The sequence below is a fragment of the Pantoea sp. B270 genome, from assembly GCF_018726825.1.
GTDB lineage: Bacteria > Pseudomonadota > Gammaproteobacteria > Enterobacterales > Enterobacteriaceae > Pantoea > Pantoea dispersa.
Genome location: NZ_JAHCSX010000001.1, coordinates 790,012 through 812,966 on the forward strand (window position 1 = coordinate 790,012; position 22,955 = coordinate 812,966).

General features: G+C 58.6%; 19 protein-coding genes. 18 read left to right on the forward strand and 1 reads right to left on the reverse strand.

Translation table 11 applies throughout. The features are described 5' to 3' along the window. Positions 1-79 precede the first annotated feature (79 nt). From flhD to KOL70_RS03960, 14 genes are all read left to right on the forward strand, one after another. Positions 80-430: a flagellar transcriptional regulator FlhD gene (gene flhD, locus KOL70_RS03895; protein WP_058769677.1), complete on the forward strand. Its 351-nt coding sequence runs from the start codon at positions 80-82 to the stop codon at positions 428-430. Further along, the gene (gene flhC / locus KOL70_RS03900; RefSeq protein ID WP_021506282.1) at positions 430-1,008 is read left to right on the forward strand and encodes a flagellar transcriptional regulator FlhC; all 579 of its coding nucleotides are present in this window, start codon (positions 430-432) and stop codon (positions 1,006-1,008) included. The genes flhD and flhC overlap by 1 nt, the downstream gene beginning before the upstream one ends. A gap of 133 nt (positions 1,009-1,141) precedes the next feature. After that, entirely contained in the window at positions 1,142-2,029 is an 888-nt protein-coding gene (gene motA / locus KOL70_RS03905) for a flagellar motor stator protein MotA (RefSeq protein ID WP_021506281.1), read from the forward strand. Then, entirely contained in the window at positions 2,026-3,057 is a 1,032-nt protein-coding gene (gene motB, locus KOL70_RS03910) for a flagellar motor protein MotB (RefSeq protein WP_021506280.1), read from the forward strand. The genes motA and motB overlap by 4 nt, the downstream gene beginning before the upstream one ends. Positions 3,058-3,067: 10 nt before the next feature. After that, complete coding sequence (cheA, locus tag KOL70_RS03915; protein WP_168714941.1) at positions 3,068-5,059, forward strand: chemotaxis protein CheA; 1,992 nt, start codon at positions 3,068-3,070, stop codon at positions 5,057-5,059. A 22-nt stretch (positions 5,060-5,081) separates the two neighbouring features. After that, positions 5,082-5,579 carry a chemotaxis protein CheW gene (cheW, locus tag KOL70_RS03920; RefSeq protein WP_021506278.1) on the forward strand — a complete coding sequence of 166 codons (498 nt, stop codon included), beginning with the start codon at positions 5,082-5,084 and terminating at the stop codon, positions 5,577-5,579. Between the two features lie 172 nt (positions 5,580-5,751). After that, positions 5,752-7,425, forward strand: a complete 1,674-nt coding sequence (locus tag KOL70_RS03925) for a methyl-accepting chemotaxis protein (RefSeq protein ID WP_021506277.1) — start codon at positions 5,752-5,754, stop codon at positions 7,423-7,425. Between the two features lie 172 nt (positions 7,426-7,597). Beyond that, positions 7,598-9,259, forward strand: a complete 1,662-nt coding sequence (locus KOL70_RS03930) for a methyl-accepting chemotaxis protein (protein WP_215480231.1) — start codon at positions 7,598-7,600, stop codon at positions 9,257-9,259. A gap of 153 nt (positions 9,260-9,412) precedes the next feature. Further along, complete coding sequence (locus KOL70_RS03935; protein ID WP_058785637.1) at positions 9,413-11,092, forward strand: methyl-accepting chemotaxis protein; 1,680 nt, start codon at positions 9,413-9,415, stop codon at positions 11,090-11,092. A 104-nt stretch (positions 11,093-11,196) separates the two neighbouring features. Beyond that, positions 11,197-12,072, forward strand: a complete 876-nt coding sequence (gene cheR, locus KOL70_RS03940; RefSeq protein ID WP_031279190.1) for a protein-glutamate O-methyltransferase CheR — start codon at positions 11,197-11,199, stop codon at positions 12,070-12,072. Beyond that, positions 12,069-13,118, forward strand: a complete 1,050-nt coding sequence (locus KOL70_RS03945; RefSeq protein ID WP_021506273.1) for a chemotaxis response regulator protein-glutamate methylesterase — start codon at positions 12,069-12,071, stop codon at positions 13,116-13,118. Before cheR ends, KOL70_RS03945 begins: the two co-directional genes overlap by 4 nt. Positions 13,119-13,157: 39 nt before the next feature. Continuing rightward, the gene (gene cheY / locus KOL70_RS03950; protein WP_021506272.1) at positions 13,158-13,547 is read left to right on the forward strand and encodes a chemotaxis response regulator CheY; all 390 of its coding nucleotides are present in this window, start codon (positions 13,158-13,160) and stop codon (positions 13,545-13,547) included. A 9-nt stretch (positions 13,548-13,556) separates the two neighbouring features. Further along, positions 13,557-14,198, forward strand: coding sequence for a protein phosphatase CheZ (gene cheZ, locus KOL70_RS03955; protein WP_058757663.1), 642 nt, complete (start codon positions 13,557-13,559; stop codon positions 14,196-14,198). Between the two features lie 220 nt (positions 14,199-14,418). Next, the gene (locus KOL70_RS03960; protein ID WP_215480232.1) at positions 14,419-15,858 is read left to right on the forward strand and encodes a YchO/YchP family invasin; all 1,440 of its coding nucleotides are present in this window, start codon (positions 14,419-14,421) and stop codon (positions 15,856-15,858) included. A 93-nt stretch (positions 15,859-15,951) separates the two neighbouring features. Here the strand turns inward: KOL70_RS03960 and KOL70_RS03965 are convergent, their stop codons facing one another. Beyond that, entirely contained in the window at positions 15,952-17,040 is a 1,089-nt protein-coding gene (locus KOL70_RS03965) for a porin (protein WP_136547202.1), read from the reverse strand. Between the two features lie 870 nt (positions 17,041-17,910). Between KOL70_RS03965 and KOL70_RS03970 the strand changes: the two genes are divergently transcribed. The 4 genes from KOL70_RS03970 to astB are packed head-to-tail and all read left to right on the forward strand — an operon-like array spanning position 17,911 to position 22,950. Next, positions 17,911-19,131 (forward strand): aspartate aminotransferase family protein, encoded by a 1,221-nt coding sequence (locus KOL70_RS03970; protein ID WP_215480233.1) that lies wholly within the window; start codon positions 17,911-17,913, stop codon positions 19,129-19,131. After that, complete coding sequence (astA, locus tag KOL70_RS03975) at positions 19,128-20,159, forward strand: arginine N-succinyltransferase (protein WP_215480234.1); 1,032 nt, start codon at positions 19,128-19,130, stop codon at positions 20,157-20,159. Before KOL70_RS03970 ends, astA begins: the two co-directional genes overlap by 4 nt. Continuing rightward, the gene (gene astD, locus KOL70_RS03980) at positions 20,156-21,625 is read left to right on the forward strand and encodes a succinylglutamate-semialdehyde dehydrogenase (RefSeq protein ID WP_215480235.1); all 1,470 of its coding nucleotides are present in this window, start codon (positions 20,156-20,158) and stop codon (positions 21,623-21,625) included. Before astA ends, astD begins: the two co-directional genes overlap by 4 nt. Then, positions 21,622-22,950, forward strand: a complete 1,329-nt coding sequence (gene astB / locus KOL70_RS03985; RefSeq protein ID WP_166710014.1) for an N-succinylarginine dihydrolase — start codon at positions 21,622-21,624, stop codon at positions 22,948-22,950. Before astD ends, astB begins: the two co-directional genes overlap by 4 nt. Positions 22,951-22,955: the final 5 nt, after the last annotated feature.

Genomic DNA, 22,955 nt, shown 5'->3' on the forward strand with positions numbered 1-22,955 from the left:
TTTACCAACCAGCAACCCGAACCATAGAACACTTAATTCTGTGGCCGTATATATGTCGCGTCTATCAGGATGGAAAAAAATGGGTACATCAGAATTACTAAAACACATATATGACATCAATCTGTCATATTTATTGCTTGCACAGCGTTTGATAAACCAGGAAAAAGCTTCAGCAATGTTTCGTTTAGGTATCGATGAGCCAATGGCGGATGCATTGCAGCAATTGACTTTACCTGAGATGGTAAAATTAGCGGAAACCAATCAACTGGTTTGCCAGTTCCGCTTTACCGATCACAATCTTATTAACCGTTTAACGCAGGAATCACGTGTGGATGATTTGCAGCAAATCCACACCGGTATTTTATTATCCAGCCGTTTATTGCGCAGCGCATCGAAAGACGATGCCTCTGCTAAAAAGAGGGCGGTATAATGACCGAAAAAAGTATCGTTCAGGAAGCGCGTGATATTCAGCTGGCAATGGAGCTGATTACATTGGGCGCACGACTGCAGATGCTGGAAAGTGAAACCCAGCTGAGCCGCGGTCGCCTGATTAAACTGTACAAAGAGCTGCGTGGTGCACCACCACCGAAAGGCATGCTGCCATTCTCTACCGACTGGTTCATGACCTGGGAACAAAATATTCATGCGTCGATGTTCTGCAACGCCTGGCAGTTTCTGCTGAAAACCCGGCTGAGCAGTGGCGTAGAGGCGGTTATCAAAGCGTATCGCCTGTATCTTGAGCAGTGTCCGCAATCGGACGAGGGCCCGCTGTTGGCGCTGACCCGCGCCTGGACCCTGGTGCGATTTGTTGAAAGTGGCATGCTGGAATTGTCTGACTGTAAATGCTGTGGCGGAAGCTTCATCAACCACGCGCATCAGCCGCCGGGCAGCTTTGTTTGCAGCCTGTGCCAGCCGCCATCACGTGCCGTAAAAAGACGTAAACTTTCTGCAGATTCTGCCGATACCTTTCCACAACTGCTGGATGAACAGGTTAAACGCGCCGTTTAAGTTTGTTCGCATCGTGGAAAGCATCCAGCAGCGGTTAATACCGCTGCTTTTTTTTTGCCCACACCCTGCGAATAACACCTGCGGCTCTCTGGCTTAACTTCCACCAACACGTTACGGACGTAAGGATGTTTTTGTGCTGATTATTGTGGGTTATATCGTAGTCCTCGGTTCCGTGCTGGGCGGTTACATGATGGTAGGCGGCCATCTGGGCGCGCTTTACCAGCCGTCGGAGTTGCTGATTATTGGCGGCGCCGGCATTGGTGCGTTTCTGGTGGGCAACAACGGCAAATCGATTAAAAAGACGCTAAAAGCGCTGCCTTTGTTAATGCGCGGCTCAAAATATAACAAAGCCGTATACATGGATTTAATGGCGCTGCTGTATCGCCTGATGGCGAAATCACGTCAGCAGGGCATGCTGTCGCTGGAACGCGATATTGAAGATCCCAGCCAGAGCGAAATTTTCGCTAACTATCCGCGTATTTTGTCCGATAAACCTTTAGTGGATTTTATTACCGACTATTTACGGCTGATGGTGAGCGGAAATATGAATGCTTTCGAGATCGAAGCCCTGATGGATGAAGAGATCGAAACCTATGAACACGAGTGCGAAGTACCAGCACAAAGCTTAGCGGCAGTCGGTGATGGCCTGCCGGCGTTTGGTATCGTCGCCGCGGTAATGGGCGTGGTGCACGCGCTGGCCTCCGCGGACCGCCCGGCGGCAGAACTGGGCGCGCTGATTGCGCACGCCATGGTGGGAACCTTCCTCGGTATTCTGCTGGCTTACGGCTTCATTTCGCCGCTGGCATCCGTGCTGCGCCAGAAGTGCGCGGAAACCACCAAGATGATGCAGTGCGTCAAAGTCACGCTGCTCTCCAGCCTGAACGGTTATGCGCCGCAGATCGCCGTCGAGTTTGGTCGTAAAACCCTATATTCCACCGAGCGTCCGTCCTTTACCGAGCTGGAAGAGCACGTGCGCAACGCGAAAAACCCGGCTAAGCAGACTTCGGATACGCCTTCATGAAGCACGGTAATCGCCCGATTGTGCTGGTCAAACGGCGCAAACATAAAAAGCATGAAGGCAGCCATGGCTCATGGAAGATTGCCTATGCCGACTTTATGACGGCGATGATGGCGTTCTTCATGGTGATGTGGCTGATCTCGATCGCCAATCCGCAGGAGCTGGTGCAGATTGCCGAATATTTTAAAACGCCGCTCAAGGTCGCCCTGACCGGCGGTCAGCGTAGCAGCGACAGCGAAAGTCCGATTCCCGGCGGCGGCGATGATCCGACGCAGAAGAAAGGCGAAGTGCAAAAACAGGTCGATATGGATGCGCAAAAACGCCAGCTGGATGACATTCGCCTGAACCGGCTGCGTGAAAAACTCGACCAGCTGATTGAGGCCGATCCGCGCCTGAAAGCGCTGCGTCCGCATCTGATCATCAACATGGTGGAAGAGGGGCTGCGCATTCAGATTATCGATAGCCAGAACCGCCCGATGTTTAAAACCGGCAGCGCCGAAGTAGAGCCGTACATGCGCGATATCCTGCGCGCCATTGCGCCGCTGCTGAATGATATTCCTAACAAAATCAGTTTGTCCGGCCATACCGATGACTTCCAGTACGCCAGCGGCGATCGCGGCTACAGCAACTGGGAACTGTCGGCGGATCGTGCCAATGCCTCCCGCCGTGAGCTGGTGGCGGGCGGGCTGGACGGCGGCAAAATGCTGCGCGTGGTCGGCATGGCCGACACCATGAAACTGAAAAACCGCGGCGCCAACGACGCGGTGAACCGTCGTATCAGCCTGCTGGTGTTGAACCATGACACCGAAGCGGCGATTGAAAAAGAGAATGCCGAGAGCGATGCCGTTCAGGTGAGTGACCCGGCGCAGATTTTACCTAGCATTACCGCACCGGCTGGTCCGGCGGCGCCAACTGCCCCCACGGGTTCTACCGCAGCACCGGCCACACCGGCAGCCGCGGCGAATCCGCCGGCAGCGGCACCGCCCGCCGCCAGCGCGGTGACACCAGACCAACCCTCACAGCCGAGGTGATCCCGTGAGCATGGACATCAGCGATTTTTACCAGACGTTTTTTGATGAAGCCGATGAGCTGTTAGCGGATATGGAGCAACACCTGTTGGGACTGGATCCCCAGGAGCCCGATTCCGAGCAGTTGAATGCCATCTTCCGCGCCGCCCACTCCATTAAGGGCGGAGCCGGTACGTTTGGCTTTACGGTTTTACAGGAAACCACCCACATCCTGGAAAACATTCTGGATGGTGCGCGCCGTGGCGAAATGCAGCTCAGCACCGACATCATCAACCTGTTTTTGGAAACCAAAGATATTATGCAGGAACAGCTCGATGCCTATAAAACCGCGCAGGAGCCAAACGCAGAAAGCTTTAACTACATCTGTGAAGCCCTGCGCCAGCTGGCGCTGGAAGCCAAAGGAATAGCCCCGCAAGCCGCCGCACCGGTGGTGGCGCTCGCCGACGTGGCAGCACCTGCCGCGCCCGCCAGCAGCGGCCTGCGCCTGCAGCTGATCAATCTGAAAGAGAAAGAGCCGGATCTGCTGCTGGAAGAGCTGGGCAACCTCGGCACCCTGACCGATGTGGTGAAAGGCGCCAGCTCGCTGGAAGCCACCATCGATGGTGTCGGCAAAGACGATATCGTGGCGGTGCTGTGTTTCGTGATTGATGAAGCGCAGATTCAGTTCCCGCAGGACGCCGCACCCGCCGCCGTTGCCGCCGCGCCAGTCGCAGAGGCCGAAGCCGCAGCGCCGGTGCAGCAAACGGCGACCGTCACCGACATTACCCCGGCGGTGAAGCGTGAGAGCAAGCGTGCTGCCGCGCCCGCCAAAAGCAGCGAATCCAGCAGTATTCGCGTGGCGGTGGAAAAAGTTGACCAGCTGATCAACCTGGTCGGCGAGCTGGTGATTACCCAGTCGATGCTGGCGCAGCGCTCCGGTGCGCTGGATCCGGTGGCACATGGTGACCTGCTCAACAGCATGGGTCAGCTGGAGCGTAACGCCCGCGACCTACAGGAATCGGTGATGTCGATTCGTATGATGCCGATGGAGTACGTGTTCAGCCGCTTCCCGCGTCTGGTGCGCGATCTGGCCAGCAAGCTGGGCAAAGAGGTTGAACTGACGCTGCTCGGCAGCTCAACCGAACTGGATAAGAGCCTGATCGAACGCATCATCGATCCGTTAACGCACCTGGTGCGTAACAGCCTCGACCACGGCATCGAAACCCCGGAAAAACGGCTGGCCGCCAGCAAAACGGCGGTCGGCAATCTGACGCTGTCCGCGGAACATCAGGGCGGCAACATCTGTATCGAAGTGATCGATGACGGTGCCGGCCTCAACCGTGAACGTATCCTGGCGAAAGCGCTCTCGTCCGGCCTGCCGGTCAGCGACAGCATGAGCGATGAAGAAGTCGGCATGCTGATCTTCGCGCCAGGCTTCTCGACCGCCGAACAGGTGACCGACGTATCAGGCCGCGGCGTCGGCATGGACGTGGTGAAACGTAATATCCAGGAGATGGGCGGTCACGTCGAAATCTCCTCGAAGCAGGGCAAAGGCACCACCATTCGCATTCTGCTGCCGCTGACGCTGGCGATCCTCGACGGGATGTCGGTGCGCGTGGCAGACGAAGTGTTCATCCTGCCGCTGAACGCGGTGATGGAGTCACTGCAGCCCACGGCTGAAGAGCTGAAACCGCTGGCCGGTGGCGAGCGCGTACTGGAAGTGCGCGGCGAGTACCTGCCGCTGGTTGAGCTGTGGAACGTGTTTGACGTGCAGAACGCCAAAACCGACGCCACGCAGGGCATCGTGGTGATCCTGCAGAGCGCAGGACGTCGCTATGCGCTGCTGGTCGATCAGCTGATTGGTCAGCATCAGGTGGTGGTGAAGAACCTGGAAAGCAACTACCGCAAAGTGCCGGGCATTTCCGCCGCCACCATCCTCGGCGATGGCAGCGTTGCGCTGATTGTCGACGTATCGGCACTGCAATCATTGAACCGTGAGAAGCGTGTGGCCGGTGCCGCAGCGTAACAGATAACGAAAGGGTAAAAAAATGACTGACATGGCAACCGTGACGAAAATCGCCGGCGAAACCGTCGGCCAGGAGTTCCTGGTTTTCACCCTCGGTGACGAAGAGTACGGCATCGATATCCTTAAAGTGCAGGAGATTCGTGGTTACGATCAGGTAACGCGTATCGCTAACACGCCGGAGTTCATCAAGGGCGTAACTAACCTGCGTGGCGTGATTGTGCCGATTATCGACCTGCGCGTGAAGTTCTCGCAGCCGGACGTGGAGTACAACGAAAACACCGTGGTGATCGTGCTGAATCTTGAGCATCGCGTGGTCGGCATCGTGGTGGATGGCGTGTCTGACGTGCTGTCGCTGACGCAGGATCAGATCCGTCCGGCACCGGAATTTGCCGTCACCATGTCGACTGAGTACCTCACTGGTCTCGGTGCGCTGGGCGAGCGTATGCTGATTCTGGTCGACATCGAAAAACTGCTGAGCAGTGAAGAGATGGCGCTGGTGGATACGCTGCGTAGCGCATAATCGTTCGCAGAGAGTCACGGGTCGCTGATGCGGCCCGTGACTATTACATCCTTTATTAAACCGTTATAAATCAATAGCAAAGCCCACAAATATTTCCTGCCCTCGCTCAATATTCCCGCCGCCAGGTCGATAACTGTATTGCACGATTTTTCTTCATTTCCCAGGGCAAACTATGTTTACGAAAATCCGCGTTGTGACCAGCCTGTTGCTGGTGTTGTTGGTGTTTGGCGTACTGCAGCTGGCTTCCGGCTCGCTGTTTTTCAAAGCGCTGAGTGACGACAAAAAAAGTTTCAATACCTCTCAGCTGGCGAGCAAAAACATTGCCGCCATCAATGATGCTTACATGAGCCTTAACCAAAGCCGCGTGATCCTGACGCGTATCCAGCTGCGTATTGCCACCAGTAAACTGACCGGCACCGAAGCTGACATCAGTACGCTGTTCGGGCAGAGCAGGACGTTCCAGCAGACGGCGCAGGACAAATTCACGCTGTTTAAAAACACGCCGGACACGCCGGGCCAGAATCTGCAGCTCAATCAGCAGCTGGAACAGACCTATAAAGCTTACGCCAGCGCACTGGCTGAGATGCAGCAGGTACTGCAGCACAACGATACCGCCGCAGCCGGAAAAGTACCGGTGGCCCCGACGCAAAGTGCCTTTCTGGAAAACTACACCCAATGGCGCGCCGATCAGGATCGTCTGACGGCGGCCGGCGTGGCGGCGAACAGCGCCGCTTACGAGCACATGATGTGGTTGCTGGGGCTGGTACTGGCGCTGGTGGTGGGCGTGATCGTGCTGTGCTGGTTCGGCCTGCGTAAGGTGCTGATTAAGCCGCTCAACGACAGCATCCAGCACATTGAACACATTGCGCAGGGCGATTTAACCCAGACCATCACCGTCGAAGGACGTAATGAAATGAGCCAGCTGGCGAGCAAGCTGCAGGAGATGCAGCAGGCGCTGGTGCGCACCGTCAGCAACGTGCGCGACGGCTCGGACGCCATTTTTACCGGCGCCAGCGAAATCTCCGCCGGCAATAACGATCTCTCGGCGCGTACCGAACAGCAGGCGGCGTCGCTGGAGCAGACTGCGGCCAGCATGGAGCAGCTCACCGCCACGGTGAAGCAGAACGCCGAGAACGCGCGGCAGGCCTCGCAGCTGGCGCTCAGTGCATCGGAAACCGCGCAGAAAGGCGGAGAAGTGGTCGAAGGCGTGGTGCGCACCATGCACGATATCGCCGGCAGTTCGAAGAAGATTGCCGACATTACCAGCGTGATTGACGGTATCGCTTTCCAGACCAACATCCTCGCGCTCAACGCCGCAGTCGAAGCGGCGCGCGCCGGGGAACAGGGCCGCGGCTTCGCGGTGGTGGCCGGTGAAGTGCGCAACCTTGCCCAGCGCAGCGCGCAGGCGGCGAAGGAGATCAAAGGGCTGATTGAAGACTCGGTGCGTCGCGTTGACAGCGGCTCACAGCTGGTCGGCACGGCGGGCAATACCATGGGCGAAATCGTCAATGCGGTGACGCGCGTCACTGACATCATGGGCGAGATCGCTTCGGCATCGGACGAGCAGAGTCGCGGTATCGATCAGGTCGGCCAGGCGGTGACCGAGATGGACCGCGTCACGCAGCAAAACGCCTCGCTGGTGGAAGAGTCGGCGGCGGCGGCGGCCTCGCTGGAGGAGCAGGCCAGCCGTCTCAGCCAGTCGGTGGCGGTGTTCCGCATTCCACGTGGCGCTCAGCCTGTCAGCAGCACGGGCGTGCGCCATCCGCAGATCGCCCCCCCGCAGGCCAGTGCGCCACGCAAAGCGCTGACCGCGCCGGTCAGCGACGCCAACTGGGAAACGTTCTAAGCTGAAACGGGAGCGGACAACGCGCCGCTCCCTCATCTCCTGCTTTTTTTACTTATAAAACGCTGTAAAAAAGCTTTAATTCAGCATTATCCCTCGTAAAGTCCGGTAAACCCTCTCAAATATTTAGCGCAGCGGTCGATAAACAGGGCGTAACCCCCTTTTTGGAGACACCATGTTAAAACGAATCAACGTCGTCACCAGCCTGATCGCAGTCCTGCTGGTGTTCGGTGCTATGCAATTACTGTCCGGCGGGCTGTTCTGGTCGGCATTACAAAAAGATAAAGAGGCGTTTGCTGTGGCACAAACGTCAAGTAATAACGTCGCTGCCATGTCCGATGCCTGGATTGAACTCAATCAAACCCGTACCGTGCTCAACCGCGCCATGCTGCGCATGCAGGGCAGCATGGCATCACAGACCAACGGCGGTCAGCTTAATGCACTGATCGCGCAGACGGAGAAACAGCTCGACACCGCGGCCGGCCACTATCAGCGTTATTACGATTTGCCAGCGACGCCGGGACTGTCTGATGCGCTGCGCGACCGGCTGGAAGCGGATTATGCCGCATTCAATAACGGCCTGAAGGCGATGCTGGCCCGGCTGAAAGCCAACGATCTGCAGGGCATGTTTGATCAGAACATCGAAGCCAAACAGGTCAAAATGAAAGCCACCTATGAAGAGTGGCGCAGCGCGCAGAGTGCTTTAGCCGCTGAGGGCGTGGCGCAGAACCAGCGTGCCTTCCACACCATGATGTGGCTGCTGGCGATTGTCGCAGTGATGGTGATCGCGGTAATCGTCGCCTGCTGGTTTGGCCTGAGCACGGTGCTGATTCAGCCGCTGCATCAGTTGCTCGGCCACATTCGCCATATCGCCGCAGGCGATCTGACGCAGACCATCACCGTTGAAGGGCGTAACGAAATGAGCCAGCTGGCCAGCAGTCTGCATGAAATGCAGCAGTCGCTGGTGCACACCGTCGGCAACGTACGCGACGGTTCGGACGCCATCTTTACCGGCGCCAGCGAAATTTCCGCCGGCAACAACGATCTCTCGGCGCGTACCGAACAGCAGGCGGCGTCGCTGGAGCAGACCGCGGCCAGCATGGAGCAGCTCACCGCCACGGTGAAGCAGAACGCCGAGAATGCCCGGCAGGCCTCGCAGCTGGCGCTCAGCGCGTCGGAGACCGCACGCAAAGGTGGCGACGTGGTCGAAGGCGTGGTGCGCACCATGCATGACATCGCCGGCAGTTCGAAGAAGATCGCGGATATCACCAGCGTGATCGACGGCATTGCCTTCCAGACCAACATCCTCGCGCTTAACGCGGCGGTCGAAGCGGCGCGCGCCGGTGAGCAGGGCCGTGGTTTTGCCGTGGTAGCGGGCGAGGTGCGCAACCTGGCGCAGCGCAGCGCGCAGGCGGCGAAGGAGATCAAAGGACTGATTGACGATTCGGTCAGCCGGGTTAACGCCGGTTCGCAGCTGGTCGGCACCGCAGGTGACACCATGCAGGATATCGTCGGTGCGGTGACGCGCGTGACTGACATCATGGGCGAAATCGCTTCGGCCTCGGATGAGCAGAGCCGTGGCATCGACCAGGTGGGCCAGGCGGTGACCGAGATGGACCGCGTCACGCAGCAGAACGCCTCGCTGGTAGAAGAGTCGGCCGCCGCCGCGGCCTCGCTGGAGGAGCAGGCCAGCCGCCTGAGCCAGTCGGTGGCGGTGTTCCGCATTCCGCGCGCGTCGGCAGCGGCCCCTGTGCGTCCCCCGCTGACCACGACACCGCCGGCGGCGCGCAAAGCCGCTGCGGCCCCGGTGAGTGACGGAAACTGGGAAACGTTTTAATCACTGCCTGAATCGTCCCCTCTCCCGCAGCGGGAGAGGGTCGCGTGGCTGGCCCTTCCCCGGTTTGCTGCTGGTCTTACCCCTTTCACCTCACATAAAGATCCGCGCCTGCGCGCCGATAACACCAGCGATCCGCCAATTAATGAGGTGTTTATGTTTAGTCGTGTTCGAGTGGTGTCCGGCCTGCTGTGCGTGCTGGCGTTATTTGCCTTACTGCAGCTGTTTTCCGGAGGAATGTTTTTTTCAACGGTGAAAGCCGATAAAGATAATTTTGCGTACAACCAACGTCTTAGCACCCTGCAGCGGGCGATGGGCACCTCATGGGTTTCGCTGGTACAGGCGCGTAACACGCTGAACCGTGCCGGTATCCGCTATCTGCTGGACAGTCAGCAGGCTGGCTCCGGTGCCACGGTAAAAGATCTGGTGGCGCTGGCCAATACGGAGCTGAAAACCGCCGATCAGAGCTTTGCCGAGTTCAACGCTAACCTGTCGGAAAAGGGCAAAAGCGCGGAGAACGTGCTGACGCTGCAGGCCAACTACAACGCGTTTCGCGGGGCGCTGGCCGAGCTGATTGATTTTCTCAGTGCCGGTAACTTTAAAGGCTTTGTCGATCAGCCAACGCAGGGTTTTCAGGACAAATTTGAAAAGGATTACAACGCCTGGCTCGCCTACAACATTGTGCTGGCAAAACAGGGCATCGACGCCAACGAGAGCGCTTACCAACACGCGATTATGCTGGTGGTCGGTACGCTGCTGGTGACGCTGCTGGTGATTGCGCTGGTGTGGAGCGGTATGCGTACGGCGCTGATCCGTCCGCTGCAGCAGAGCATTGAGCACATCCGCCATATTGCGCGCGGCGATCTGACCCAGCCGGTCGATCTCAGCGTGCGCAACGAAATGGGCGACCTGCTCAGTTCGCTGCAGCACATGCAGCAGGAGCTGGCGCGCACCGTACGTATCGTGCGCGACGGCTCGGACGCCATCTACACAGGCGCCAGCGAAATCGCCATGGGCAACAACGATCTCTCTTCGCGTACCGAACAGCAGGCCGCATCGCTGGAGCAGACCGCGGCCAGCATGGAGCAGTTGACCGCCACCGTGAAGCAGAACGCGGAAAACGCCCGTCAGGCGTCGCAGCTGGCGCTGAACGCGTCCGAAACGGCGCAGCAGGGCGGCAAAGTGGTCGATGGCGTGGTCAGTACCATGAAGGACATCGCCGGCAGCTCGAAGAAGATTGCCGATATCACCAGCGTGATTGACGGTATCGCCTTCCAGACCAATATCCTCGCGCTGAACGCCGCGGTGGAAGCGGCACGCGCCGGTGAGCAGGGGCGTGGTTTCGCTGTGGTCGCGGGCGAGGTGCGCAGTCTGGCCCAGCGCAGCGCGCAGGCGGCGAAGGAGATCAAAGGCCTGATTGAAGATTCGGTCAGCCGCGTCAATACCGGCTCGGTGCTGGTAGAGAGCGCGGGCGAAACCATGAGCGAGATCGTCAACGCGGTGACCCGCGTGACCGACATCATGGGCGAAATCGCCTCGGCTTCCGATGAGCAGAGCCGCGGTATCGACCAGGTTGGCCTGGCGGTGAACGAGATGGACCGCGTCACCCAGCAGAACGCCGCGCTGGTGGAAGAGTCCGCGACGGCGGCAGCGGCGCTGGAAGATCAGGCCAGCCGACTGAAACAGTCGGTGGCGGTGTTCAATATTGGTAAAGAATTTGTCGCCCAGGCCGTTAACGTAACTACAGCGCCAAAAATTGCGCGTCCGTCTGCACCGCAGGCGCTGGCGCCAGCGGCAGGAGCTCGTGGCGCTGACGATAACTGGGAAACCTTTTAACCCTTGTGGCCGCCGCAGGGCGGCCCGTGTGAATGGTGTGCACTGGCAGCACAGTAGCAACCGCAGTATCACAATTTAATCAGTTTGTTGCCGGGTGACCCGAAATGAAGAAATCGACGTTATTGGATCAAAATGAAGCCACGACGCTGCTCTCACAAATGGTGCAGCGCCTGCCGCTTTCCGATACACATTTTCGTCGTATCAGCCAGCTGATCTATCAGCGCGCGGGCATCGTGCTGGCCGACCACAAACGCGAGATGGTTTACAACCGTCTGGTACGTCGGCTGCGCATGCTGAATATTGATGATTTTGGTCGCTATCTGGCGCTGCTGGAGCAGGACCCGAACAGTGCCGAGTGGCAGGCGTTTATTAACGCACTGACCACCAACCTGACCTCATTTTTCCGTGAGGCGCACCACTTCCCGATTCTGGCAGAGCATGCGCGCAAACGCAGCGGCAACTACAGCGTGTGGAGCACCGCCGCCTCAACCGGTGAAGAGCCGTACTCGATTGCCATGACGCTGGCGGAAACGCTGGGCACCGGACCGGGGAAATTTTCCGTCCACGCCAGTGATATTGATACCCAGGTGCTGGAGAAAGCGGTAGCGGGCGTTTATCGCCAGGAGGAGCTGCGCACCTTATCGCAGTCGCAGCTGCAGCGCTTCTTCCTGCGCGGCACCGGTCCGCACGCCGGTATGGTGCGCGTGCGCAGCGAGTTGGCCAACATGGTGAACTATGCGCAGCTCAATTTACTGGCGCACGACTGGGCGTTGCCGGGGCCGTTCGACGCGATTTTCTGTCGTAACGTGATGATCTATTTCGATAAAGAGACGCAGGAACAAATTCTGCGCCGTTTTGTTCCCCTGCTGAAGCCGGGCGGTCTGTTGTTTGCCGGGCATTCGGAAAACTTCAGTCAGATCAGTAAAGAGTTCTGGCTGCGTGGACAGACTGTCTATGGACTGACCAAGGAAAGACGATGAGCAAAATCACCGTGATGTGCGTGGATGACTCCGCGCTGATGCGCCAGTTGATGACGGAGATCATCAACAGCCATCCCGATATGGAGATGGTCGCGACGGCGCCGGACCCGCTGGTGGCGCGGGATTTGATCAAACAGTACAACCCGCAGGTGCTGACGCTGGATGTCGAAATGCCGCGTATGGATGGCCTCGACTTCCTTGAAAAACTGATGCGCCTGCGGCCGATGCCGGTGGTGATGGTTTCGTCGCTGACCGGTAAAGGATCGGAAGTGACGCTGCGTGCGCTGGAGTTAGGCGCGGTAGATTTCGTCACCAAGCCGCAGCTCGGCATCCGTGAAGGCATGCTGGCCTACAGCCAGATGATTGCCGACAAGATTCGCGCCGCCGCGCGCGCCAAACTGCATGCGCGTGCCGCCACGCCGCAGCCGGTGATGCTGAAAGCGGGACCGCTGCTGAGCAGTGAAAAGCTGATTGCTATCGGCTCTTCAACCGGCGGCACCGAGGCGATTCGCCATGTGCTGCAGCCGCTGCCGGCCACCAGTCCGGCGCTGCTGATTACGCAGCATATGCCGCCCGGTTTTACCCGCTCGTTTGCCGAGCGGCTGAACAAGCTGTGCCAGATTACCGTGAAAGAGGCGGAAGACGGCGAGCGTATTTTGCCCGGTCACGCCTATATCGCGCCGGGCGCGATGCACATGGAGCTGGCGCGCAGCGGTGCCAACTACGTGGTGAAACTGAACGACGGACCGCCGGTGAACCGCCATAAACCGTCGGTGGACGTCCTGTTCCGCTCGGTTGCGGTCAACGCCGGGCGAAATGCAGTGGGGGTCATTCTGACCGGCATGGGCAACGACGGCGCGGCCGGGATGCTGGAAATGCACCGCGCCGGCGCGTGGACCATCGCCCAGGATGAAGCCAGCTGTGTGGTATTTGGTATGCCGCGCGAAGCGATAGCGATGGGCGGCACCAGTGAAGTGGTCGATCTGGGCCACATCAGCCAGCATATGCTGGCCAAAATTAGCGCCGGACAGGCATTGCGAATTTAACGAGCCGGTCCTGCCGGACAAGACAACACAGGAGTAGATATGGCTGATAAAAACATGCGCTTTTTGGTAGTGGACGACTTCAACACGATGCGTCGTATCGTCCGTAACCTGCTGAAAGAGCTGGGATTCAATAACGTGGAAGAGGCCGAGGATGGCGTCGACGCCCTGACCAAACTGCGTGCAGGCGGCTTCGATTTCGTTATCTCTGACTGGAACATGCCGAACATGGACGGTCTGGAACTGCTGCAGACCATTCGTGCTGACGCCACGCTGGGCAAACTGCCGGTGCTGATGGTCACTGCCGAAGCCAAGAAAGAGAACATCATCGCCGCCGCGCAGGCCGGTGCCAGCGGTTACGTGGTGAAGCCTTTCACCGCCGCCACGCTGGAAGAGAAGTTGGGCAAAATCTTCGAAAAACTGGGTATGTAAGGAGATGTGATGAGCGACCTTCCGAAACCAACTGAAGAAGCTTCGGCACACGAGATTATTGCCCGGATTGGCTCTCTGACACGTATGCTGCGTGACAGCCTGCGCGAACTAGGGCTGGATCAGGCCATTGCCGAAGCGGCAGAAGCGATTCCGGACGCGCGTGACCGTCTGGATTATGTGGTGCAGATGACCGCACAGGCAGCGGAACGTGCGCTGAACTGTGTGGAAGCGGCGCAGCCACACCAGGACCAGATGGAAGCCGGCGCCACCCAGCTGAAAGGCCGCTGGGATGCCTGGTTTGAAAACCCGATCGAGCTGGCGGATGCACGCGAGTTGGTTTCGGATACGCGCCAGTTCCTTGACGACGTTCCGTCTCACACGGCGTACACCAACAAGCAGCTGCTGGAAATCATGATGGCGCAGGATTTCCAGGACCTGACCGGTCAGGTAATCAAGCGCATGATGGATGTGATCCAGGAGATCGAACGCCAGCTGCTGATGGTACTGCTGGAGAACATGCCGGAAGCCAATGCGGCGGCACGTAAAGAGGGCAACAGCCTGCTGAACGGTCCGCAGATCCATGCTAACGCGCCAGGTGTGGTTTCCAGCCAGGACCAGGTTGACGACCTGCTGGACAGTTTAGGTTTTTAATGCTGATCGGGTGTTCAACCCGCATCCGAACCCTCTCCCGCCCGGGAGAGGGGACCGCACGACGTGTTTTCCCGTCTGATCGCCCTGCATGCCCTTGGGTGGCGTAAATTCTGAAACATAGCAAGACAAGTCCTACGTTGGCGCGAGGATATGTTAAGGTAACCTCGTACAGTTTTGTGAGCTACTTCAAATTCTAAACTGAAACGACTACTCTTTTGCTATGCTGCCATTGGTTCTGACCCGCAAAATTTTCGCTGCTGTAACCTTCGGGGCCCCTGTACTGGTGGCCGTTGCGCCTGCGCAGGCCTTCACTGGCAACAGCGACGTCTCCGCAACACCGTTTGCCGATCCGGCACGTTTCCAGAAAATCGCTGATGGATTACCGGCGCTGGGCTATCAGGACGATACATCGGCGTTCAGTAAAAAGCTGGCGGGCATTGCCAAAAGCATCGGCGAGGCCAGCCAGAACAGCGACAGCGATACCACGCTGGGTCAGCAGGCCGGTATCTGGGCGTTTAACCATTTTCGTGATGAGGTTGCCACCCGGGTGGCGGATGAAGGGCAGTCGCTGCTGTCGCCTTATGGCCAGGCACAGATCGATCTCAACGTCGATATGGAGGGCAACTTCAGCGGCAGCGGGGCTTCGCTGCTGACGCCATGGGCCGATCGCTACAATTACCTCACGTTCAGCCAGCTGGGCGTACACCAGACCGATGACGGGCTGGTGGGCAATGCCGGGCTGGGACAGCGCTGGGTGGCCGGCAGCTGGCTGCTGGGCTATAACGGCTTCGTTGATCGGCTGTTTGACAGCGGCTTGCAGCGCGCTTCGCTGGGCACCGAGGCCTGGAGCGACTACCTGCGCTTATCCGCCAACTACTACACGCCGTTGTCCGGCTGGCGCAATCGCAACCCGTTCCAGCAGCAGCGGCTGGCGCGTGGGTATGATGTCACTACCCAGGGCTATCTGCCGTTTTACCGCCAGCTGGGCGTGTCGGTCAGCTGGCAGCAGTATCTCGGCAACAATGTCGATCTGTTTAATTCCGGCAACAGCTACCACAATCCTTCAGCGCTGACGCTGGGCGTCTCCTACACGCCAGTGCCGCTGGTCACCGTATCGGCCAGCCACAAAACCAGTAATGAAGGCGAGAGCCAGGATCAGCTCGGCTTACGTCTCAACTACCGCTTTGGCGTGGCGCTCAGTCAGCAGCTCAATCCGGATAACGTCGCCGCCGCGCGTTCGCTGCGCGGTAGTCGCTATGATTTGGTCACGCGCAGCAATACGCCGGTGCTGGAGTTCCGCCAGCGTAAAACCCTGTCGGTATTCCTCGCCACGCCGCCGTGGCAGCTCAATGCGGGCGAGAGTTTGCCGCTGAAACTGCAGATCCGCAGTGCACATCCAATCAGTAAAGTCAGCTGGCAGGGCGATACGCAGGCGCTGAGCCTGACGCCGGGTGCCGATCCCAACGATCCACAGGGCTGGAGTATCATTATGCCGGCGTGGGATGCGTCGCCTGAGGCGAACAACAGTTATCGCCTGTCGGTGACGCTGGAGGACAGCAAGCAAAATCGCGTGACTTCCAACTGGATTACGCTGCAGGTGCAGCCGCCGGTGATGCTGGAGCAGGGGGGCGAAAACCGCTTCGACCTACTGGCGCCATAATCAGCGCGGCACCAGAGAAAAAGGGCAGCCGGAGCTGCCCTTTGCTGCATCCTCAGCCGACACTTGCCGGGATGCCATGAGGGTAAATCATCATCAGAACTGGTACACCAGACCGACCGCGGTAATATCGTCGGTTTTCAGGCGCAGCGCGTTGTCATCTTTCAGCAGGTTGATGCGGTATTCGCTGTAGACCGACATGTTCTTGTTGAAGTAGTAGGTGGCACCCACGGACGCGTATTTGAACAGCCAGGCGTCGCCGACGTTTTCAATATTTTTGCCCTTTGAGCTCACGTAGCCCAGCGACGGACGGAAACCGTTCAGGAACTGATACTGCGCCACGGCTTCAAAATTCACCGCTTTGTTGGCGAACCCGATGTTACCGATTGGCGTAGCGTTGTGGGATTCGCCGTAGATGGTCGCCAGATAGAGCTGGTTAGCATCATATTTCACCCCGGTTTCCCAGTGTTCGGCTTTCTCACCTCTGCCGTAAGTGGCAAGGTTTTGCGCGCTGACGCGATTGAGGCTGGCATAGGCGGCAACCGCGCTCAGGCCAAAGTCGGTGTCATACGAGGTGGAAAGGGCGAAACCATCACCGTTGGAGCGGCGTACCGCCAGGTTTGGCGTTGCCGCGCTGTCGCTGCGCTCGTTCTTGCCTTCGTACTGCGCTGCGACGTTCCAGCCTTTAACCAGACCGAAGAAATCTTTGTTACGCCAGGTCAGCACGCCGGTGGAGCGACCGGACAGGAAAGCATCGACATAACCGGAATCACCGCCGAAGAAAGGCAGCATATCGGTATAGCCCAGCACGTCATAAATCAGACCATAGTTACGGCCATAGTCGATCGAACCAAACTGCGCAAACTTCAGACCCGCATAGCCGAGGCGGGTTTTGTTACCGGCCTGGGCATCGGCACCTTCCGTGTTACGCAGGCTGAACTGCGATTGCCAGAAACCGTAGCCGGTCAGCTGATCGGTAATTTTGGTTTCGCCCTTAAAACCGATACGGACATACGATGAGGTATCACCATCATTGGTGGTGTCATCGGAGAACAGGTGCGACACGTTGATTTTGCCGACCAGATCCAGCTTGTTACCATCCTTATTATAGATTTCAGCGGCCTGAGCCACAGAAAATCCCAGCAGCAATGGCATGACCGCTGCCAGTAAAGTGCGCTTCATCATTTATATTTTTACCCTGTGTTATTTTTTAATTTTTTAAGCCCCTGGTGGGGTGACAAGAAAATGACACAAAAGGATAAAGATCAGTAGTGCAATAGTTGTAACAAATAATTTCTTATTGGCTATTTGTGCGATTTTTATACGCCAATTCCATTATTCGGAAATGGGGATCGCTTTTACTTATCATGATTAAGTGAGCGTTTAATCGACGATTAATATTTATATTATTGATAAGTAATGATTAAAGTAAGAGGGGTATGACTTAATAAAAATAGCGTTTTATTGCCTTAAATAGCACAAGCCTATGCCTTAAAGTTCAATGCTTATGAATCAAAGCAGGCTGATAGTCACCCCGTAAATTATCCGCATTGACGCACTGTGTCGTTTTATTTCAGGCTAAATAATATCCCGATCTTTAATACGTTTAATTACCGGCCAGCCTGGCGCAAGGTAGCCAAAATAAGTTAATCAGTTGTTACTTATAAGCGGCCGACCTGCACCACGCCGATGCCTGAACCGGGCTGTCACTTGCACCCGTTAAGCGCAGTGCGCCCCAAAATGGCGCAGCAGACGCCTCATTTTGGCGAAATATCTGCTGTGCGATCACAAAAGCAATATTTCATTTTGCGAATGCATAAATCTGCTAAACAAATTACTACGGTGCCGCTGTCATCGGATGGTTATTCACTTTTTATGCATTAAATGTGCATAGTGAAAGGGTGTAAATCATTGATATTTCGTTGTCTAACCTGATTTATGCATTTTTTCCTCTGGCTGGCACGTTAACTGCACTCTATAGTCGAGCTGCAACTCAGCAACTTTTAACAATTTTAAAACAAAAGCTTCACCCGAAGTGAGGCAGGAGAAATGGCTATGTCACTGCAGGTTTCACGTCACGATTTCGATCAATGGATGATGCCGGTTTATGCCCCTGCGGCTTTTGTGCCGGTGCGTGCCGAAGGTTCTACGCTGTGGGATCAGCAGGGCAAAGAGTACATCGATTTTGCCGGTGGCATCGCGGTGAACGCGCTTGGCCATGCCCATCCCGCGCTGCAGCAGGCACTGACCGAGCAGGCCGGTAAACTGTGGCACACCGGCAACGGCTACACCAACGAACCAATACTGCGCCTGGCGAAGCAGCTGATTGATGCCACCTTTGCCGACCGCGTGTTCTTTTGTAACTCCGGGGCGGAAGCCAACGAGGCCGCGCTGAAGCTGGCGCGTAAAGTAGCGCACGATCGTTTCGGTGCCGAAAAAAACGGTATCGTCGCCTTCACCAATGCCTTCCACGGCCGCACCCTGTTCACCGTTTCAGCCGGCGGACAGCCCGCCTATTCGCGCGATTTCGCCCCGTTACCGCCAGCCATTCAGCATGCCACCTTTAACGATCTGGCCTCGGCGGCGGCCTTAATTAATGACCAGACCTGCGCGGTCATCGTCGAGCCAATTCAGGGCGAGGGCGGTGTATTACCGGCCGATCCGGCGTTCCTGCGCGGACTGCGCGAACTGTGCGACCGCCATCAGGCGCTGCTGATTTTTGATGAAGTGCAGAGCGGCGTCGGCCGTACCGGCTCGCTGTATGCCTATATGCATTACGGCGTCACGCCTGATGTGCTGAGCACCGCCAAGGCGCTGGGCGGCGGTTTCCCCATCGGTGCGATGCTGACGCGTGAAGATCTGGCGCAGGTGATGGGCGTCGGCACGCACGGCACCACCTACGGCGGCAACCCGCTGGCCGGTGCGGTGGCCGGTAAAGTGATGGAGCTGATCAATCAGCCTGAGTTTATGGCTGGCGTTGCCGAGCGGCACCAGTGGTTTGTCACGGCGCTGCAGGAGATCAACCAGCGGCTGCCGGTGTTTAAAGAGATTCGTGGCCTGGGCCTGCTGATTGGCGCGGTGCTGAATGACGATTTTGCCGGTAAAGCCAAACAGTTCAACCTGACGGCGGCGGAAGAGGGCGTGATGGTACTGATCGCCGGTGCCAGCGTGGTGCGCTTTGCCCCGGCGCTGAACATCAGCGAGCATGAAGTAAAAGAAGGGCTGGCGCGCTTCGAACGCGCCTGCGCACGCGTGCTCAAAGGAGCCACATCATGATGGTGATTCGCCCCGTCGAACGTGACGATCTGCCGCAGCTGCTGGCGCTGGCGGGGAAAACCGGCGGCGGTCTGACCTCGCTGCCCGCTGACAGCGAGACGCTGAAGGCGCGCATTGAGCGCTCGCTGCAAACCTGGCAGGACGCGCTGCCGCGCGCCGAACAGGGCTACGTATTTGTGCTGGCGGATAGCAGTGACAATCGTGCCGTCGGCATCTGCGCCATTGAAGTGGCGGTAGGTTTGCAGGATCCCTGGTACAACTTCCGCGTCGGTACCCAGGTGCACGCCTCGAAAGAGCTGAACGTCTACGCCAGTTTGCCGACGCTGTCGCTGAGTAACGATCACACCGGCAGCAGCGAACTGTGCACGCTGTTCCTCGATCCTGACTACCGCGACGGTAAAAACGGTCATCTGCTGTCCAAGTCGCGCTTTCTGTTTATGGCGAATTTCCGCGAGCGCTTCATGAAGCACGTGGTTGCGGAGATGCGCGGCGTCAGCGACGAGCAGGGACATTCGCCATTCTGGGACAGCGTGGGCAGCCGTTTCTTCTCTATGGAGTTTCGCCAGGCCGATTTTCTCAGCGGCACCGGGCAAAAAGCCTTTATCGCTGAACTGATGCCCAAGCATCCGCTGTATATCCACTATCTGTCGGAAGCGGCACAGCAGGTGATTGGTGAAGTCCACCCGAAAACCGCGCCGGCGCGCGCGGTGCTGGAAGCCGAGGGTTTCCGCTATCTCAACTATATCGACATCTTTGACGGCGGCCCGACGCTGGAGTGTGAGATCGACCGCATCCGCGCCATCCGCAAGAGCAAAGTGCTGACCGCCAGCGAAGGCGAAGCTGAGGCGCACTGGCCGCTGTGTCTGGTGGCGAACTGCGACTATCAGCAGTTCCGCGTGGCGATGCTGCCGGTCGATATCGCATCCGGTCAGGTTCTGATTAATCAGCAGCAGCGCACCGCGCTGCGCTGCGACTATGGCGATTCGCTGCGGGTGGTTACCCTGGGTCGCGAGGAGAATAACGCATGACGCATTTTATCAACGGTGAATGGCAGCCGGGCAGCGCGGAGACGCTGAGTAAACACAATCCGGTGAGCGGCGAGATCTTATGGCAGGGCAACGCTGCTTCTGCGGCGCAGGTGGCGGCGGCCTGTGAGGCGGCTCGCGCGGCATTCCCGGCATGGGCACGTCTGCCGTTTGCTGCCCGCCAGGCGCGGGTAGAGGACTTTGCCCGTCTGCTGGAGCGGGATAAAACCGAGCTGGCGGCGATCATCGCACGTGAGACCGGCAAGCCGCGCTGGGAAACGCTGACCGAAGTGCAGGCGATGATCAATAAAGTGGCCATTTCGGTTAAGGCTTATCACACGCGCACCGGCGAACAGGCCGAAGGTGAGAGTTCACTGCGCCACCGGCCGCACGGCGTGCTGGCGGTGTTCGGCCCGTATAACTTCCCCGGCCATCTGCCGAACGGACATATCGTGCCGGCGCTGCTGGCGGGCAACTGCGTGTTGTTTAAACCGAGCGAACTGACCCCCGCCACCGCAGAGAAAACCGTGCAGCTGTGGCATGAAGCGGGCCTGCCGGCGGGTACGCTGGCGCTGTTACAGGGCGGACGTGATACCGGCCAGGCGCTGGCGCAGGCGGAGCAGATTGATGGCCTGCTGTTTACCGGTAGCGCGGCCACCGGCTATCACCTGCATCGCCAGTTCGCCGGACAGCCGGAGAAAATGCTGGCGCTGGAGATGGGCGGCAACAATGCGCTGATTGTGGAAGATCCGGCCGACATTGATGGCGCGGTGCATATCGCTATTCAGTCGGCGTTCATTACCGCCGGCCAGCGCTGCACCTGCGCGCGTCGTTTGCTGGTGAAACGCGGTGCGGCAGGCGATGCCTTCCTGCAGCGCCTGGTCGAGGTGAGTGCGCGCCTCAAACCGGCAGCGTGGGACGCCGAACCGCAGCCGTTTATGGGCAGCGTGATTTCGCCCGCCGCCGCCGGACAGATCTTCGCCGCCTGGCAGCAGCGGGTTGCGCTGGGTGGCAAGGTGCTGCTGGCGATGCACTGGCCGGATCGCGACAGCGCGATTATTACGCCCGGCATCATCGACATGACCGGCGTCGCCGGACTGCCTGACGAAGAGGTGTTCGGACCGCTGCTGCAGGTCATCCGCTACGACCATTACGCGCAGGCGATTGGCCTCGCCAACGACACGCGCTACGGATTGTCGTGCGGGCTGGTGTCACCACAGCGTGACCAGTTTGATCAGCTGTTGCTGGAAGCGCGCGCCGGCATCGTGAACTGGAATAAACCGCTGACCGGCGCCGCCAGTTCGGCACCGTTTGGCGGCGTGGGCGCTTCCGGTAATCACCGTGCCAGCGCCTGGTACGCGGCAGATTACTGCGCCTGGCCGATGGCCTCGCTGGAGAGCAGCAGCTTAGCGCTGCCGGGCAGCCTGTCGCCGGGGCTCGATTTTGCTGCTTCAGGAGCGACATCATGAAGGCGTTTGAAGCAAACTTTGATGGTCTGGTCGGCCTGACGCACCACTACGCTGGCCTGTCGTTTGGCAACGAAGCCTCCACGCGCAATCAGCTGCAGCCCTCCAATCCGCGGCTGGCGGCCAAACAGGGGCTGCTGAAAATGAAGGCGCTGGCCGACATGGGCTATGTGCAGGGGGTTATCCCTCCGCACGAGCGGCCTAATCTGCCGCTGCTGCGCCAGCTGGGATTCAGCGGCAGCGATGCGCAGGTACTGGCCAAAGCGGCGCAGCAGGCACCGCAGCTGCTGTCAGCGGCCAGTTCGGCGTCGGCGATGTGGGTGGCCAATGCGGCCACGGTTTCGCCATCGGCCGACAGCGCCGACGGCAAAGTGCATTTTACCGTAGCCAACCTCAACAATAAGTTCCACCGGGCGATCGAAGCGCCGGAAACCGCCGACCTGCTGCGCGCCATCTTCCGCGATGGCCGCCACTTCAGCGTGCACGACGCGCTGCCGCAGGTGGCGCTGTTTGGTGACGAAGGCGCAGCCAACCATAACCGCTTCGGTGCTGACTATAGCGCGCCCGGCGTTCAGCTGTTTGTTTACGGCCGCGATGGCCAGCAGCAAGGCAGCGCACCGGCGCGCTATCCGGCGCGCCAGACGCGTGAAGCCAGCGCGGCGGTGGCGAGACTGCATCAGCTGGATGACGCGCGCACGCTGTTTGCTCAGCAAAATCCGGCGGTGATCGATCAGGGGGTGTTCCACAACGACGTAATCGCCGTCAGCAATCAGCAGGTGTTTTTCTGCCACGAAGAGGCGTTTGTCGACCAGCCCCAGCTGCTGCAACAGCTGGCGGATCAGGTGCCGGGCTTCCAGCCGGTTGTGGTGCCGCGCGATCGGGTGTCAGTGGCTGATGCGGTGAACACCTATCTGTTTAACAGCCAGCTCTTGCAGCATCCGGATGGCGGCATGCGGCTGGTGCTGCCGGAAGAGTCGCGCCAGCATCCCGGCGTGTGGCGCTACCTGAGCGAGCTGGTGGAGAGCGGCGGCCCGATTCGCGCGCTGCAGGTGTTCGATCTGCGTGAAAGCATGTGCAACGGCGGCGGACCGGCCTGCCTGCGTCTGCGCGTGGTGTTAACCGAGGCGGAGCGTCAGGCCGTCAATCCGGCGGTGCTGATGAACGATCGCCTGTTTACGCGTCTGAATGACTGGGTGGATCGTCACTATCGCGACCGCCTGACGCAGGCCGATCTTGCCGATCCGCAGCTGCTGAGCGAAGGGCGAAGCGCGCTGGACGAGCTGACACAGCTGCTAGACTTAGGCAGTGTCTACGCGTTTCAGCGTTAACGCCG

Excerpts from the sequence above, each read along its gene's own strand:
- motB (WP_021506280.1), top strand. The coding sequence starts at position 2,026 with ATGAAGCACGGTAATCGCCCGATTGTGCTGGTCAAACGGCGCAAACAT.
- cheW (WP_021506278.1), top strand. The coding sequence starts at position 5,082 with ATGACTGACATGGCAACCGTGACGAAAATCGCCGGCGAAACCGTCGGC.
- astD (WP_215480235.1), top strand. The coding sequence starts at position 20,156 with ATGACGCATTTTATCAACGGTGAATGGCAGCCGGGCAGCGCGGAGACG.
- flhC (WP_021506282.1), top strand. The coding sequence starts at position 430 with ATGACCGAAAAAAGTATCGTTCAGGAAGCGCGTGATATTCAGCTGGCA.
- KOL70_RS03960 (WP_215480232.1), top strand. The coding sequence starts at position 14,419 with ATGCTGCCATTGGTTCTGACCCGCAAAATTTTCGCTGCTGTAACCTTC.
- astB (WP_166710014.1), top strand. The coding sequence starts at position 21,622 with ATGAAGGCGTTTGAAGCAAACTTTGATGGTCTGGTCGGCCTGACGCAC.
- KOL70_RS03970 (WP_215480233.1), top strand. The coding sequence starts at position 17,911 with ATGTCACTGCAGGTTTCACGTCACGATTTCGATCAATGGATGATGCCG.
- cheR (WP_031279190.1), top strand. The coding sequence starts at position 11,197 with ATGAAGAAATCGACGTTATTGGATCAAAATGAAGCCACGACGCTGCTC.
- flhD (WP_058769677.1), top strand. The coding sequence starts at position 80 with ATGGGTACATCAGAATTACTAAAACACATATATGACATCAATCTGTCA.
- astA (WP_215480234.1), top strand. The coding sequence starts at position 19,128 with ATGATGGTGATTCGCCCCGTCGAACGTGACGATCTGCCGCAGCTGCTG.
- KOL70_RS03935 (WP_058785637.1), top strand. The coding sequence starts at position 9,413 with ATGTTTAGTCGTGTTCGAGTGGTGTCCGGCCTGCTGTGCGTGCTGGCG.
- KOL70_RS03945 (WP_021506273.1), top strand. The coding sequence starts at position 12,069 with ATGAGCAAAATCACCGTGATGTGCGTGGATGACTCCGCGCTGATGCGC.
- KOL70_RS03925 (WP_021506277.1), top strand. The coding sequence starts at position 5,752 with ATGTTTACGAAAATCCGCGTTGTGACCAGCCTGTTGCTGGTGTTGTTG.
- cheA (WP_168714941.1), top strand. The coding sequence starts at position 3,068 with ATGGACATCAGCGATTTTTACCAGACGTTTTTTGATGAAGCCGATGAG.
- cheY (WP_021506272.1), top strand. The coding sequence starts at position 13,158 with ATGGCTGATAAAAACATGCGCTTTTTGGTAGTGGACGACTTCAACACG.
- KOL70_RS03965 (WP_136547202.1), bottom strand. The coding sequence starts at position 17,040 with ATGATGAAGCGCACTTTACTGGCAGCGGTCATGCCATTGCTGCTGGGA.
- KOL70_RS03930 (WP_215480231.1), top strand. The coding sequence starts at position 7,598 with ATGTTAAAACGAATCAACGTCGTCACCAGCCTGATCGCAGTCCTGCTG.
- cheZ (WP_058757663.1), top strand. The coding sequence starts at position 13,557 with ATGAGCGACCTTCCGAAACCAACTGAAGAAGCTTCGGCACACGAGATT.